Consider the following 14,731-nt stretch of genomic DNA (forward strand, 5'->3'; position numbering starts at 1 on the left):
GCGCGCTACGCCCTTCCTGTTGCTACAGATCTTGAATGGTCAGGTTGTGTCGGGTTCGAGTGTCAGTCCGGTGTGAGCGAGGAACCCGTCGAGTAGGTCGGTGCGGTACTGGATGCTCTTGAGTCGGTTCTTGATGATCGCGAGGAGGTGGTCGACGCCGGTGACGGCGAGGTTGCCGATGCTGCGTTTGAGGTGGGACCGCACTGCCTCGGTTGGGTTGAGGTCCGGGGCGTAGGCCGGTAGCCGGATGACGGTCAGCCAGTCCCGGGCGTCGATCATCTGCCGCATGGCGGCGGAGACGTGGGTGTTCAGGTTGTCCCAGACGCACACGATCGGGCCGCCGAGCTGTTGGTGGGCGGCATCCAGCAGGGCGATGTAGTCGCGTTCGCTGAAGCTACGGCGCTCGTTCTTGCGGCCCCGGTGCACGATCGTCCGGTAGATGAACCGCGACCGCTGGCCGGGCCGGTAACAGGTCAACCCGGCGATCGAGACGCGACCGGAGCCCTTGCCGGAGACCGGGACCACGGGGGTGTGGCCGCGTCGTCCCCAGGTCCGCGCCTTTGGCGGGCGCAGCGTCTGACCGGCCTCGTCCTCGAAGACCAGCCACGCCTGCCGCTGCGCCGCTACCGTTTTCCCGCCGGCCACGTCTCCCGCCGCCAGGTGACGATCGCCGTCTCGTCCCGCTCGACCGCACGATGCGTGGGCACCTGCACCGACCAACCCAACCGGTACATGATGTTCGCCGTCCCGCGCAGCGTGTACCGGGTGCGAAACATCCGAGCGATCAGGTCCGACACCCGAGCCAGGGTCCACCGCTGATCACTATCGAAGCCGTGCGCCGCCGGGCCCTCATCCAGGGCATCGGCCAGCCGCCGCAGCCGCCCCTCATCCAGCCGGCACCGAGACCCACCAGGCCCTTTCGACGCCAGAGCCTGCTCACCACCGGCCTGCCACCGTTTACGCCAGCCGTACACCGCGGTCTGCGACACCCGCAGCCGACGCGCGATCTCCGGCACCGACACGTCCTGGGCGAACCACCCCGCCGCCTGCCGTCGTACCGCCTCACGCTTCGCCCGCCCCCGCGCGGACAACCCACCTCCATCGGGATACCTCATCCCATCGATCTACCCCAGCCCAAGGCCATCAGGCAGACCACTTCGGACGAACCTGGCCATTCAAGATCTGTAGCAGGTCGGCGAATCCATGATGCGAATCTTGTCTACCGTCCAGAAACCCGTGGGATTCGTCGAGTTGTTAACGTAGGTGCTGGGGTGAAGACAGTAGGTGTAGCCGTTGGTGTAATGCAGCAAGGCTCCGTCGTCATTCCGGGAGTTGTATACGTAGTAAGACCCGTAGGCGCCAGAGCTCAGGTTCTGGTAACTGCCGGTGATGTCCTGGTAGGCCGCAGTCCAGTCCCTCGCGGTCCAGTTGGCCTGGGTCTTGTAGAAGCAGACCTGCGGGTAGCCGCATCCGTAGGCCGTGCCGGCGGGGCCGACGTCACCTGCGATGGCGGGTGAACTCGAGCCGATTGCCGCAGAGACGACCGCAAAAGCTGTGGTCAACCCGGCTGCGAGAAGCTTCTTTACGCCCATTGTCCGGTGCACTCCTTGCCGTAGGGGCCGCAACAACACACAAGTAGCCGTGCGACTGCGTGGCGTAAAGGGCAAAGACGCCCGGACGGTCAGGTAGAGACATTGATCACAACCTTTGGTTACCTGCGACAGATCCCGTCGGATACCAGCGTAGTGACTAAAGGCGCAGGTCAATCAGTTCCACGTCGGCAGCGCGACGACGTTCGATCGAAAGACAGGCCGGCGAGCTCCGTGGCCGGCTGATCGCCCGCATTTCCATGCGGGGCTTGACCTATTTGTTCCGCCCCGAAAGCCGTTCGACCGCGCCCATCCGTCGCGTTCGATGAGATGCAGCGGCGAGGAACAGCAACCGTGTCGGCGCGCGCTCAGTCCTGTCGCTCAGTCGTGTCGCTCGGTGCGCGCGATCTCGGCGAACGCGGCGGCCAGGTAGCCGTCGAGGGGCCGGCCGGTGACGGCGAGCAGGTCGGCGACGAGCAGCGGCGCGTGCCGCGCCACGGCGGGCGGGTCGGGCGGCGACTCGTCGCCGTCCGGGTCGTAGACGCCGAGGGCGCCCGCCAGCAGGACGAGCACCACGTGCGGTTCGACGTCGGGCCGCCACTGCGCGGCGTCGCGGACGCAGCCCTCGAGCACCTGACGGACGTCGTCGCCGTCCAGGCCGTCCGGGTGGGTCTCCTCCAGCAGCAGCCGGACCACCGCGCCGAGCACCAGGCCCGACCGTTCGGCCGCCGCGAGCCGGGCCACCGCGACGTCGTACGCCTCGGGTGCACGCTCGCGCGCGGCGGCGACCGCGTCGGTGGCGGCGGTGGCGATCTCGCGGGCCGGTGCGGGCAGGTGTCGCCAGGTGGTGGTCATCCCGACCAGGATCGCAGAGAGGTACGACGCCCCGCCGGCACGCTCCCGGTGTGACACCGCGCACACGGTGAGCGGCAAACTCCGAGCGAAAAGGTCTCGCGCTGCGTCACACCCAGAGCACAGAATCGGGGGATGCTCAGTCGCGCCCTGCCCCGCCGTCCGGAAGCCCGGCGGATGCTCATCGGCACGCTGTTGTCGGCGATCGGGCGCGGTCTCACCCTGCCGTTCCTGTTCATCTACCTGACCGACGTCCGGGGTCTCACCGACACCCGCGCCGGCCTGGTGATCGGTTGGTACGGCGTGATCACGCTGGCGCTGTCGCCGATCGGCGGCACGCTCATCGACCGGTTCGGCGCCCGCCGGATCCTGCTGACGGGCCTGGTGATCGAGGCGGTCGGCACCGGGTCGCTGGCGCTGGTCGACTCGAGCGCCTCGGCGTTCGGGGTGATGACGCTGGTCGCGATGGGCAGCTCCGTCATCTGGCCCGGGCAGAACACGATCCTCGCCTCGCTCACCGACGCCGACGAGCGGCAGCGGGTCTTCGGGCTGAACTTCGCCCTGCTCAACCTCGGCATCGGCCTCGGCGGCCTGACCTCCGGCGCGATCGTCGACACGACCCGCGCGGTCACGTTCCAGACGATCTACGTGCTCGACGCGATCAGCTACCTGATGCCCGCGCTGATCCTGCTCACCCTGCCGCACGTGGGCCACCGACTCGCCGCCGCAGCGGCCGCGGACCGGACGTCGGCCGGCGGCTACCTCACCGTGCTGCGCGACCGCCCGTTCCGGCGGCTCGTCATCTTCGGCCTCGTCCTGACCACCTGCGGCTACGCGCAGATCGAGGTCGGTTTCACCGCGTACGCCGTGCGGGTGGCCGAGGTGACGCCGCGCGTGGTGGCCTGGGCGCTGGCCGGCAACACGGTGATGATCGTGCTCTCCCAGCTGCTGGTGCTGCGGCGGATGGAGGGGCGCAGCCGGACGGGCGGGCTGGCGGTCGTGGGCGCGGTCTTCGCGATCGCCTGGCTGGTCCTGGGTGCGGGGGGCGTGGTCGGCCCGAGCAACGCGCTGATCGCCGCCCTCTGCGTCGTGGCCTGCTCGGCGATCTTCGGCTTCGGCGAGACCCTGCTGTCGCCGGTGATGCCGGCGCTGACGAACGCGCTCGCCACGGACGCGCTGCGCGGCCGGTACAACGCCATGAGCTCGATGATCTTCGGCATCAGCGGAGTGATCGGCCCCGTCACGGCGGGCCCGCTGCTCGGGGCGGCCGACGGCCGGATCTGGGTCGGGGTGGTCGTCAGCGGCTGCCTGGTGGCCTCGCTCATCGCGCTCTCCCTGCGCCGGCTGCTCACGCCGGCCCAGGACGGCCGCGCGCCGGCCGCCCCGCCGGCCGCCGAACCGGCCCCCGCGCAGGCCTGACCACCGGACGGAGAACCCGGCCCCGGCCCGGCCACCGGACGACGACGGGCCCCGGAGCATTCGCTCCGGGGCCCGTCGGTACTTACCGCTGCCGTCAGGCGGTGGGAACCTCCGTGGTGGTGCGGATGCGGTCCAGGGCCGGCGCCGAGACCGGGGACTCGGCGGTCAGGTAGGCCACGAACGCGTCCAGGTCGATCATGCCGGTGACTGCGTTGGTGCCGCCGGTGAGGACGGTGAAGCCGTCGCCGCCGCCGGAGAGGAAGTTGTTCACCGTCACCCGGTACGTGGCGTCGGCGGTGACCGCCACCCCGCCGAGGGTGAGGCTGCCCCGGACGACCCGGGTGCCCGTGCAGGCGTCGGCAACGGTGCCGGTGGTGCCGGCCGGGTCGACGACGTACCGGACGGTCGACGACGGGTAGAGCGTCCGGCCGGTGACGAACTGCTGCTCCAGCATGCAGTAGAGCTGCGCACCGGTGAGGTCGAGCGTCACGAGGTTGTTGCCGAACGGCTGCACCGTGAACGCCTCCTCGTAGGTGACCGGGCCGGCGTCGAGGTCGGCGCGTACGCCACCGGGGTTCATGAAGGCCGCGACGGCGCCCTGCTCGTCGTCAGTGGCGGCGAGCTGCGCGTCGGCGATCACGTTGCCCAGCGGGGACTCGCCCAGGGTCGTACCGAAGAGGGTCTCCTGGGTCTTCTTGATCTCCGTGGTGGTCTGGCCGACCTCGCGGCCGGCCACCGGGCCGAGCACGGTCTTGTAGCGGTTGATCAGGTCGGTCTGCGCCCGGTCCGGGGCGACGTCCCGGGTGACCACCACGTTCTCGGCCTTGGCGCTGATCACGTCGCCGGTGCGCCGGTCGATGGAGAGGTCGATGTCGGTGACCAGGCGGCCGAAGGAGCTGGCGCTGGTGACCAGCTTGCCGTTGATGTCGCAGTTGTACGCCTGGTGGGTGTGGCCGCTGACGACGACGTCGATCGACGGGTCCATCCGGTTGGCGATGTCCACGATGGGGCCGGAGATGCCCTTGCAGTCGTTGATGCCGCCGGTGGCGTCCTGGGTGCCGCCCTCGTGCAGCAGCACGACGATGGTCTCGACGCCCTGGCGGCGCAGCTCGCGGGCGTACCGGTTGGCGGTCTGCGCCTCGTCGGCGAAGGTCAGACCGGCGACGCCCTGCTGGCTGACGATCCGCGGGGTGCCCTCCAGCGTCATGCCGATGAAGCCGACCTTGACGCCCTGCACCTTGTGGATGGCGTACGGGGCCAGCAGCGGCTGGCCGGTCGCGGTCTTGAAGGCGTTCGCGGAGAGGTACTGGAAGCCGGCGCCCTCGTACGGGGTGCCGTCGACGCAGCCGTCGACCGGGTGGCAGCCGCCGTTCTGGATGCGCAGCAGCTCGTCGGCGCCCTCGTCGAACTCGTGGTTGCCGACGCTGGCGTAGTCGAGCCCGGCCAGCGAGAGCGCCTCGATGGTCGGCTCGTCGTGGAACGCGGCGGAGAGCAGCGGGGAGGCGCCGATCAGGTCGCCGGCCGCCACGGTGATGGTGTTCTGCTCCTTGGCGGCGCGCTTGCGCAGCTCGGCGAGCTGGGTGGCGAGATATTCGGCCCCGCCGGCGGGCTGCCCGGCGATGGTGCCGTTGGTGGTGCCGGACGGCGGTTCGAGGTTGCCGTGGAAGTCGTTGAGGGCGAGCAGCTTGACGGCGACCGGCTTCGGGCCGGCGTCCGCCTGGTCGGGGGTGGTCGTGACCGCGCCGAGGGCGGTCACGGCGAGCGCGGTCAGGCCGATGGCGGCCCGGCGCATCCCGGGGTTGGACATGGAACTCCTCGTGGGAAGCCGGCGCGGGCACCCGGATGACGGTCAACCCGGGGGCTGGCCGCGCCGTCGGCAGTGTTCGGTCGTGGTGACGCCGGTGGGGGATCGTCGCCGCGTCGCCGACAGCCTCTCATCGCCGCCCGTCCCCGTCGACCGGGGCGTGCCCCCGGAGCTGGGCATACCCGCGACCGGGGGGCAGGTCCGGACGGGCGTTTCCGACATGCCCGGCAGTGCCGCCGGCCCCGGTCGCCCGGGGCCGGCCGCCCGCCTCAGCAGTACGTGTAGCTGCCCTTGCTCCCCCACGAGCAGGAGTCGATCAGGGTGCCGGACGAGTTGCGCAGGTACGCCTTGTCGCCGGTGTTGTTCCAGATGTAGGCGCCCGAGCCCCAGTAGCGGTGGGTCGAGCTGTTGGTGCCCTTCCCGGTGTGCACGAAGACGCTGGCGCCCGGGGCCAGCCGGAAGTCGCCGGAGAACTTGTAGACGTGGTTGGACTGGTCGCGCAGCGTCCAGTACTTCAGGTTGACGGTGGTGGAGCGCCGGTTGGTCAGCCGGATGTACTCGGCGTTCAGGCTGGAGTTCGAGCGGTTGTCGGCGCCCGGCGAGTTGTAGTAGGCCTTGGTGATCTGGACGGCCGGGGTGGCGGCCTGGGCCGGGCCGGCGGCGGTCAGCGACACGCCCACCGTGACGCCGAGCGCCACCGCGAGACCGATCAGCCTTCTCCTCATGCGATTCCCCCACACAGACGGCCGGTCGTGGAGCCGGCGGATGAGCCGTGCTCACGCACGGCCGGCCGAGGTTATCGATCTGCGGTGGTGATTGTGGACGGTGAAACGGCCGCCTCGGGCAATTGGGTCCGCCCGGTTGACCCGCTGCCGGCCGGCGGGACGTGCGCCGTCGTCCGACCGACCGCCGGGGTGCCCGGGCGGCGCATTACGGTCACCGAGCGTCCCGTCCCCGCGCGGCGTTCGGCGCCCGGGGCCGTACGGTGCGTCGGTCAGCCCGGCACCTCGCGCCGGTCCGTCCCGGCGATCAGCGCCGCGACGGCCGCCGCGTCCCAGGCGCCGGCGACTCCCGGGCGGGCCAGCAGGTAGCGGGCGATCCGGTCGGCGTCCCAGCCGTGCGACTCGCGCAGGCCACGGGCGATCATGTCGAGGTAGGCCGGGGCCGGGGCCCGCCACCGCACCTCGGACGCCGCCCACGGGGCGGTGAAGGTCAGCAGCGGGAGCCCGTCGAGCCGGCCGGGGCAGAGCAGGGTCTCGTACCGGCCGGGGCCGAGGGTGGCCCTCCCGGTGGCGACGGCCTCCGCGATCAGGCCGGCATCGGCGCCGGGTTCCCGGTACATCTCCTGGGCGGCCACGTCGGCGAACTGCCCGACGTCGAGCAGGTAGGCCCGGGCCGCCGCCTCGCCGGGGAGCGCCGGGTCGTAGAACGCCATCCCGCCGGTCCACGCCCGGGACTCGCCGGCGAAGTAGACGCCGCCGGGCAGCGACACCGGCACCGTACGCCTGGGTGGTCGCGGGTCCCGGCAGCCCGGGTACGTCCGCCGCCCGCCGGGCGGGCAGCCCCCCGCCAGGTAGAAGCCGAGCCGGGCGGCGTGCATGTTCGACCCGTACGCGACGTACCAAACCTCGCCCACCGCGACCGACCGGTCCGGGCGGTCAGAAGCCGCAGGTCATGCCGGCGGCGTGGCTGGCCTGCACCAGGTGCGTGACGCAGCCGCTGCCGGTGACCCGGTGCAGCAGGAAGCCGGTCGGCTCGACGACCCAGCCGAACTGGTCGTCCGCGCTGGTGGTGAGGGAGCTCTGCCGCCAGGTGCTCGGCGCGGTGGTGAGCACCGTGCCGGCGAAGTTCACGGTGACCGGGCGGTGGACGTGCCCGGCGACCACCCGGACGACGTGCGGATGGCGGGCGACCACCTCGGCCAGCTCGTCGCCGTCGGTCAGCCGGATGTCGTCGAGGAACGGGATGCCGACCGGTGCCGGCGGGTGGTGCAGGCAGACCACGGCCGGCACCTCGGGTCGACCGGCCAGCACCCCGTCCAGCCAGCCGAGCTGGTCCTCGCCGAGGCAGCCGGCGCCGTCCCCGCCCGGCATCAGGGAGTCCAGCACCACGACCGTCGCCTCCGGGTGGTCCACGTGGTAGTGCGCCGAGAAGCCGCCGCCGAGCCACGGCGTGCCCCCGAACGCGTCCAGCAGCGACTCCCGGTCGTCGTGGTTGCCGGCGACCAGGTGCACCGGCAGCGGAAACCGGCCGATGACCTCGCGCAGCGTCGCGTACTCGTCGGGGCGGCCGCGGTCGACCAGGTCGCCGGTGATCACCACGCAGTCGGGCCGGGGGTTCAGCGCCAGCACCCGGCCCAGGGCGCGGCGCAGGCCGGCGGCCGGCTCGGCGGCGAGCACGCCGGTGGTCAGGTGCGGATCACTGAGCTGGGCGATGAGCATCGGTGCCTCCACTCGACCGGGACCCTCACGCTATCGCCGCGAGCCCCGGCGCGCGGCCCGCCGAACCCACAGGCCCTGTCCACAGCCTGTGGATGGCACATGTGTACGAAAGCGGGGACGATCTTGATCGCGGGTGGTCCCCGCGCCGCCCTGAGTACGCTTGATCGCGGGCCCGCCCGCCGGTCGCAGCCCTCCCTACCTGGAACGACGTGCCGAGTGGATCACGAGCGAGTCATCCGTGACGTCACGGTCCGCCTCCCCATGGCGTCGACCGTCGTGGAGGCGTGCCGGTGGACGGTCACCGCGCTCGCCCGCCACGCGCCGGCCACCATCTCCGTCCTGCTGCACGTCCACGACCGGCTCCGCTGCGTCGCGGCCACCGGCTCCTGGCAGGTCTTCTCCACCGTGCCGCCGAAGACCGGGATCGTGGGCCGGGTGTACGCCTCCGGCGAGACCGCCGTCGTGCCCGACGTCGTCGCCGACCCCGACTACATCCCGGTACGCCCCGACGTCACCGCCGAGGTGTGCGTACCGGTGCTGGACCCGGCGGGCCGGCCCATCGGGGTGCTGGACCTCCAGTGGTGCGGCCCGACCGACCTCGCCCCGTGGCGCGACACCGCCGAGCGGCTGGCGGCGCGGCTCGGGGCCCGGATCGTGGCGCTCGGCGGGCCACCTGCGGAGAGCCGCAGCGAGAAGCTGCTGCGGCACGCCGCCGCGCTGACCTCCGCGTCGACGGAGTGGGACCTGTTCGCCGCCGCGATCGCCGCCGCCCGGGACGTGTCCACGCTCTCCGCGGCGGTACTGGTGCTCGCCGGCCCGGACGGACCCCGCCTGGGTACGCCGCCGGCGACCCCGGGCGACCTGGAGGCCCGGATCCGGGCGGAGCTGGCCGAGGCGGACCCCGCCGCGCTGGACGGGCTGGTCGCCCGCGCCCACCGCCACGGCGTGGGCTACACGCTCGGCGAGGCGGGACACCCGCCCGTCCCCGACCACCGGCCGCTGACCCGGGCCGGGGTGCGCACCCTGGTCGCGGTGCCGGTCGGCCGGCCCGACGACGGCGGGGTGCTGCTGGTGGCCGACGAACGGCTGCTGCGCCCCGACCCGACCACGGTCAACCTGTTGGAGCTGCTCGCCGGCCAGGCGTGGAGCTGCCTCGACCGGCTGCGTACCCTGGCCCGCCTGCGCGAGCAGGCCAACTCGGACCCGTTGACCGGGCTGCGGCACACGGGGCCGTTCGGCCAGCGCATCGCCGTGGCCACCCCGGGGCGTACGGCCCTGCTGGCGATCGACGTGGACGGCTTCAAGGCCGTCAACGACACGTACGGCCACCAGGCCGGCGACCGCGTGCTCGTCCGGCTGGCCCGCGCCCTGGAGGCTGCGCTGCGGCACGGCGACGAGCTCTACCGCATCGGCGGCGACGAGTTCGTGGCGGTGATCGAGGTGAGCCGCCCCGACGAGGCGGTCCGGATCGCCGAGCGCCTGGCCGAGGCGGCGAGGCGGATCGGCCGCACGATCAGCGTCGGGGTGGCCCTCCCCCGCCCCGGCGAGTCACCCGAGGCCACGCTGCGCCGCGCCGACCAGGCGCTCTACGCGGTGAAACGCCAGGGCCGCGACGGCGTCCGCCTGGCCCCCGCCTGACCGCCTCCGTCCGGTCACCGCCGGCGGCGGGCGACGTTCACCGACTTCTGCTCGTTCGGGGACATCTCGCCCCGGGCGACACCGGCGTGCCACCGGGTGTGCAGCGCGGTGTCCGCGATCCACGCCCCGCACCGGTGGCAGACCTCGACGTCCTTCGGCCGCCGCCCCGCGGGCAGCAGTTCCCCGCCGGCGTTGTCGGTCCCCGTGAGCGGGTTGGCCTCGTTGTCGGCGAGCATCCAGAGCCGGTGCCAGGTGGTCTTGATGTCCTCCCGGGAGACCCCGAGCGCGAGCAGCAGCTCGGTCAGGTTCTCCCACTTCGGTGGCTTCCTGGCGGTGAAGATGCGGCTGATCGTGGAGGTCGACAGGCCGATGGAGGTGGTCCGGATGATCGTGCGGTAGGACGGGTTCCCCGCCTGCCGGTAGGTCAGCTTGAGTTGACGGACGAGTTCGGTGAGGTGCGGGCTGCCGGTCTCGGAGCCCGGGCCACCACGCCCGGCGTTGTTCGTGTTCGTGGACATCGGCGGCGCGCCGTCGTCGCCGGTGCCGGACCCGCGTCCGGCACCGGCGCGCTTCGTCGGCGCTACACCCCCCACCGAGGGCCAGGCGCCCCGAGCAGCCAGGTGGAGACCCGGCTGGCGACGACGCCGGTCAGGCAGACCGCCAGCGCGACCTCGGTCGGTGGCCGACCGGTCAGCAGCACCGCACCGGCGAGAACGGCGACCGCCGCGGTCACGAGGGCCGTCGGCAGCGGTCCGTGGACGCCGACGGTCCGGCGTGCCACCTCGCCGGCCAGCAGGACGATCGCACCCGCCGTCAGCAGGGTCTCGGCCAGGGCCCGCCCCGACAGCAGCAGGGCGACCGACATGGCGATCACGATCACGATGACGATGACGCCGGGCCACCAGGCCCCCGGCTGCGGGGCCGGTCGCCGGGTTGCCGGGGCATCGCACGGGACGGCCGCCCGGCGGGGGTCGAGGGATGGTTGTTCGGTCATCCGGCTCGGAACTCCTTCGGTCGTGGCGGCCGTGCGGCCGCCTCCGAGTTGACCGGGGCGGGCGTCCGCCCCGGCAGGCGGGGCGGAGGCATCGCCTCCGCCCCGGTGGTGCTGGTCCGGGCCTCCCGGGGGAGTCGGTTGTTGCGCACAGCACGGGCCCGCGACGCGGGCCCGCGTACCGCCCCTGGTTGCAGCCAGTGTCCGGCGGTACCCGACCATCATCGGGCACGGAACCGGCCCAACTGAAGCGCCTGAATCAAGCTGAAACGCCGGGACAGTCGCCCGCCGGGCACCGTCGTCGTCAATGCGCGAACCGGCGAAGAAAACCGTACGTCCGTCCTGCGCGAACCGCCGGCGCAATCGAAATTGTCGATTCACGCCGAAAAACAGAAACCCCCCGCTGCAACGAGGGGTTTCCATTGCGCTTTTCCCGAGATCGGGCCCGGACCAGCAGGCAGCAACTCGGAGGTTTTCCCGATGGAGAAAACCAGGTAGCGCTCATCGGCCGGACTGGCGGCCGAGTCGGCTACAGGTTTCCCGATCGGGCGGGATACCTCAACCCACGGAGCCGGACCTGCAACGGGATGAAACACATCGACGCACGAACATGAGCCGATGCCACACCCCTTCGGCCCTTCGCCCCATATGAACCCTTTGAAGGGTGATCCACCGGCTCCACCCGGAGAAAGTTTCATCCCAGTGTGATCACGCGGCGACCGAGAGTCCGACACGCACTCCGCCGCATCGGCCCCGATGGCCCGAACAGCCCTCACCGGTTCCCCCGAACGTGAGGTTTCACTGGGGGACGGCCCAGGATTATTCGACAGTCAGTCGACGGCCCACCGGGAGTGCCGGTGGCCGGAAGCCAAAAGGACATTACCGGCAGGTAGCTCCACCTCGAAACGGCGGCCGATCCCGAACTCGCGACGCCCGGAGCGTCGGTAATAGATACCGGCGAATGCCGCTTTCTGAGCGCAAAGGGTAAGCCGGCCGGCGCGCCGGGGGCGGGCGGCGGCGCGCGGGCCACCGCCGGAACCCATCGACATCAGGCGATCGCCCCCAACAGCCGGCACCCGCTGGAGCCGGTGAAAAGTCCTCCCGCTCCGGCGTGTCGCCACTGCAACATCGGCCGCCGCACTGCGCGACATGGCGCGCCCGCCCGGCGATTCGGTCAGCAACGCGCGCGACTGTCGGCATCACGACGCGGACGCCGAGCGGCGGGTAGACCAACGGTGGAAATTCCACGATTGAAAATTGCACTCTTCGAGACCGGAGTTGCCTGCGGACCATTTTCGGCGCCGCCCGGTGCCCTTTCCCAAGTCGGGCGCGGCGGCTCCCGATGGAGCGTAGGCGCATCGCGCGGCGGAGCATCGGCGCGCCGCACGACAGCGGCTCGGCGCGCCGCACGACAGCGGCTCGGCGCGCCGCACGACAGCGCCTCGAAGCCGGCGCGGCAGCGCCTTCCAGCACCGTCCCGGCGGCGCCACGGGAAACCCTCCGGCGTCGGCGGGGGCCGGGCTGGGGCGCGGGCGGTCGACGATGTCGAGGTGGGCGGTCACGGCGAACGCCGCCGCGACCGGGCGGGCGGCCCTGGAAGGACGGCCGGGCCTCCGGCGCGGCGCGTCCGTGGGACGTGCCGGCCGGCGGCTCAGCGGACGGTCAGTTCCTTGGCCAGGAGTTCGGCTATCTGGGCCGTGTTGAGGGCGGCGCCCTTGCGGAGGTTGTCGCCGGTGACGAAGAAGTCCAGGGCGCGGGGGTCGTCGACGGCCCGGCGGATCCGGCCCACCCAGGAGGGGTCGGTGCCGACCGCGTCGATGGGCATCGGGAACTCGCCCGCCCCCGGGTCGTCGACCAGGATCACCCCCGGGGCGTTCCGCAGCACCTCGCGGGCGCCCTCGGCGTCCACCTCGGTGGCGAAGACCGCGTGCACCGCCACGGAGTGGCCGGTCACCACCGGCACCCGTACGCAGGTGGCGGAGACCTTCAGGTCGGGCAGCCCGAGGATCTTGCGCGACTCGTTGCGCAGCTTCATCTCCTCGGACGACCATCCCGCGTCGGCCAGGGAGCCGGCCCAGGGCACCACGTTGAGCGCCAGCGGCGCGGGGAACGGGCCCACGTCGTCGCCGACCGCCTGGCGTACGTCACCGGGGCGGGAGCCGAGCACCCGGTCTCCCGCGATCTTGGTGAGCTGGGCGTGCAGGGTGTCCACGCCGCTCTGGCCGGCGCCGGAGGCCGCCTGGTAGGAGGCGAGCACCAGTTCGCGCAGCCCGTACTCGCGGTGCAGCGGGGCGATCGCGATGATCATCGCCAGGGTCGTGCAGTTGGCGTTGGCGATGATCCCCTTCGGCCGGTTGCGCACCTGCTCGGGGTTGATCTCCGGCACCACCAGGGGGACGTCGCGGTCCATCCGGAAGGCGCCGGAGTTGTCCACCGCGACGGCCCCGCGGTCGACCGCGATCGGCGCCCACCGCGCGGAGACCTCGTCCGGGACGTCGAACATCGCCACGTCGACGCCGTCGAACGCCTCCGGGGTCAGCGCCTGGACGGTCAGCTCCTCGCCCCGGCACCGCAGCCGCCGCCCGACCGAGCGCTCGGAGGCGAGCAGCCGGATCTCGCCCCAGACGTTCTTCCGGCCGCTGAGCAGCTCGCACATCACCGTGCCAACGGCACCGGTCGCCCCGACCACGGCCAGGGTGGGCAGCGGCGACACGGTGGCTACCGTCCCGTCCCCGCGTAGACGACGGCCTCGGTGTCGCCGCCGAGGTCGAAGGCCTCGTGGATGGCGCGCACGGCGGCGTCGAGGTCGGTGTCGCGGCAGACCACTGACACCCGGATCTCCGAGGTGGAGATCATCTCGATGTTCACCCCGGCCGCGCCGAGGGCGGCGAAGAAGCCGGCCGCGACGCCGGGGTGCGAGCGCATGCCGGCCCCGATCAGCGAGACCTTGCCGACGTGGTCGTCGTAGAGCAGGCCCTTGAACTTGACCGACTCCTGGATCTTGCTCAGGGCGGCCATGGCCGTCGGGCCGTCGGCCTTGGGCAGCGTGAAGGAGATGTCCGTGCGGCCCGTGCCCTCGGTGGACACGTTCTGCACGATCATGTCGAGGTTGATCTCGGCGCCGGCCACGGTGTCGAAGATCCGCGCGGCGGCGCCCGGCTCGTCGGGCACGCCCACGATCGTGATCTTGGCTTCGCTGCGGTCGTGGGCGACCCCGGTGATCAGTGCTTGCTCCACAGGAAGGTCCTCCATCGATCCGGTGACCATCGTGCCGGTGTTGGTCGAGTATGACGAACGGACGTGGATCGGCAAGCCCGCCCGGCGGGCGTACTCCACGCTGCGCAGGTGCAGGATCTTGGCGCCGCAGGCGGCCAGCTCCAGCATCTCCTCGTAGGTGATCTGGGTGATGTGCCGCGCGTTCGGGACGATCCGCGGGTCGGCGGTGAAGACGCCGTCCACGTCGGTGTAGATCTCGCAGACGTCCGCGTGCAGCGCGGCGGCGAGCGCCACGGCGGTGGTGTCGGAACCGCCCCGGCCCAGCGTGGTGACGTCCTTGGTGTCCTGCGAGACGCCCTGGAAGCCGGCGACGATGACCACCGCGCCCTCGTCGAGCGCGCCCTTGAGCCGCCCCGGCGTGACGTCGATGATCCGCGCCCGGCCGTGCACCGACGTGGTGATCACGCCCGCCTGCGAACCGGTGAACGAGCGGGCCTCGTACCCCAGGTTGTGGATGGCCATGGCGAGCAGCGCCATGGAGATCCGCTCCCCGGCGGTGAGCAGCATGTCCAGCTCGCGGCCCGGCGGCAGCGGACTGACCTGGTTGGCCAGGTCGAGCAGCTCGTCGGTCGTGTCCCCCATGGCGGAGACCACCACGACGACGTCGTCGCCGGCCTTGCGGGCGGCGACGATGCGCTCGGCCACCCGCTTGATCCGCTCCGCGTTGGCGACGGAGGACCCGCCGTACTTCTGCACCACGAGTGCCACGACGGTGCACTCC

The 14,731-nt window shown here is 72.0% G+C and carries 14 protein-coding genes; 2 read left to right on the top strand and 12 right to left on the bottom strand.

The window, feature by feature from the left end; genetic code table 11:
• Nucleotides 1-39: 39 nt before the first annotated feature.
• From DER29_RS33475 to DER29_RS33490, 4 genes are all read right to left on the bottom strand, one after another.
• The gene (locus DER29_RS33475; RefSeq protein WP_233600313.1) at nucleotides 40-645 is read right to left on the bottom strand and encodes a transposase; all 606 of its coding nucleotides are present in this window, start codon (nucleotides 643-645) and stop codon (nucleotides 40-42) included.
• Entirely contained in the window at nucleotides 624-1,115 is a 492-nt protein-coding gene (locus tag DER29_RS33480) for a winged helix-turn-helix domain-containing protein (RefSeq protein WP_121401676.1), read from the bottom strand. Before DER29_RS33480 ends, DER29_RS33475 begins: the two co-directional genes overlap by 22 nt.
• Nucleotides 1,116-1,175: 60 nt before the next feature.
• A complete protein-coding gene (locus tag DER29_RS33485; protein WP_121401678.1) occupies nucleotides 1,176-1,592 on the bottom strand; it encodes a hypothetical protein in 417 nt (138 codons plus the stop codon).
• Nucleotides 1,593-1,970: 378 nt separating this feature from the next.
• Nucleotides 1,971-2,444 carry a hypothetical protein gene (locus tag DER29_RS33490; RefSeq protein WP_121401750.1) on the bottom strand — a complete coding sequence of 158 codons (474 nt, stop codon included), beginning with the start codon at nucleotides 2,442-2,444 and terminating at the stop codon, nucleotides 1,971-1,973.
• A 132-nt stretch (nucleotides 2,445-2,576) separates the two neighbouring features.
• On the opposite strand from DER29_RS33490, the gene DER29_RS33495 reads away from it, so the two are divergent.
• Nucleotides 2,577-3,860 (top strand): MFS transporter, encoded by a 1,284-nt coding sequence (locus DER29_RS33495; protein ID WP_121401680.1) that lies wholly within the window; start codon nucleotides 2,577-2,579, stop codon nucleotides 3,858-3,860.
• 94 nt (nucleotides 3,861-3,954) lie between these two features.
• Here DER29_RS33495 and DER29_RS33500 read toward each other — a convergent pair whose 3' ends face one another.
• The 4 genes from DER29_RS33500 to DER29_RS33515 all read right to left on the bottom strand — a co-directional run bounded on the left by DER29_RS33500 (nucleotide 3,955) and on the right by DER29_RS33515 (nucleotide 8,105).
• Nucleotides 3,955-5,667, bottom strand: coding sequence for a bifunctional UDP-sugar hydrolase/5'-nucleotidase (locus DER29_RS33500; RefSeq protein WP_121401681.1), 1,713 nt, complete (start codon nucleotides 5,665-5,667; stop codon nucleotides 3,955-3,957).
• Nucleotides 5,668-5,933: 266 nt separating this feature from the next.
• Nucleotides 5,934-6,389, bottom strand: coding sequence for a lamin tail domain-containing protein (locus DER29_RS33505; RefSeq protein ID WP_121401683.1), 456 nt, complete (start codon nucleotides 6,387-6,389; stop codon nucleotides 5,934-5,936).
• A 269-nt stretch (nucleotides 6,390-6,658) separates the two neighbouring features.
• The gene (locus tag DER29_RS33510) at nucleotides 6,659-7,300 is read right to left on the bottom strand and encodes a histone deacetylase (protein ID WP_233600315.1); all 642 of its coding nucleotides are present in this window, start codon (nucleotides 7,298-7,300) and stop codon (nucleotides 6,659-6,661) included.
• A 22-nt stretch (nucleotides 7,301-7,322) separates the two neighbouring features.
• Nucleotides 7,323-8,105 (bottom strand): phosphodiesterase, encoded by a 783-nt coding sequence (locus DER29_RS33515; RefSeq protein WP_121401686.1) that lies wholly within the window; start codon nucleotides 8,103-8,105, stop codon nucleotides 7,323-7,325.
• 216 nt (nucleotides 8,106-8,321) lie between these two features.
• On the opposite strand from DER29_RS33515, the gene DER29_RS33520 reads away from it, so the two are divergent.
• On the top strand, nucleotides 8,322-9,743 hold the full coding sequence (locus DER29_RS33520; protein ID WP_121401687.1) for a diguanylate cyclase: 1,422 nt from the start codon (nucleotides 8,322-8,324) through the stop codon (nucleotides 9,741-9,743).
• Nucleotides 9,744-9,757: 14 nt separating this feature from the next.
• Here the strand turns inward: DER29_RS33520 and DER29_RS33525 are convergent, their stop codons facing one another.
• The 4 genes from DER29_RS33525 to DER29_RS33540 form a co-directional block, all read right to left on the bottom strand.
• Nucleotides 9,758-10,261, bottom strand: a complete 504-nt coding sequence (locus DER29_RS33525) for a helix-turn-helix transcriptional regulator (RefSeq protein ID WP_121401688.1) — start codon at nucleotides 10,259-10,261, stop codon at nucleotides 9,758-9,760.
• A 62-nt stretch (nucleotides 10,262-10,323) separates the two neighbouring features.
• Complete coding sequence (locus DER29_RS33530) at nucleotides 10,324-10,737, bottom strand: hypothetical protein (RefSeq protein WP_121401690.1); 414 nt, start codon at nucleotides 10,735-10,737, stop codon at nucleotides 10,324-10,326.
• A gap of 1,648 nt (nucleotides 10,738-12,385) precedes the next feature.
• Nucleotides 12,386-13,447, bottom strand: coding sequence for an aspartate-semialdehyde dehydrogenase (locus DER29_RS33535; RefSeq protein ID WP_121401691.1), 1,062 nt, complete (start codon nucleotides 13,445-13,447; stop codon nucleotides 12,386-12,388).
• Between the two features lie 5 nt (nucleotides 13,448-13,452).
• The gene (locus DER29_RS33540) at nucleotides 13,453-14,718 is read right to left on the bottom strand and encodes an aspartate kinase (protein ID WP_121401692.1); all 1,266 of its coding nucleotides are present in this window, start codon (nucleotides 14,716-14,718) and stop codon (nucleotides 13,453-13,455) included.
• Nucleotides 14,719-14,731: the final 13 nt, after the last annotated feature.

Origin of the sequence: Micromonospora sp. M71_S20, from assembly GCF_003664255.1 — a bacterium.
Lineage (GTDB): Bacteria > Actinomycetota > Actinomycetes > Mycobacteriales > Micromonosporaceae > Micromonospora.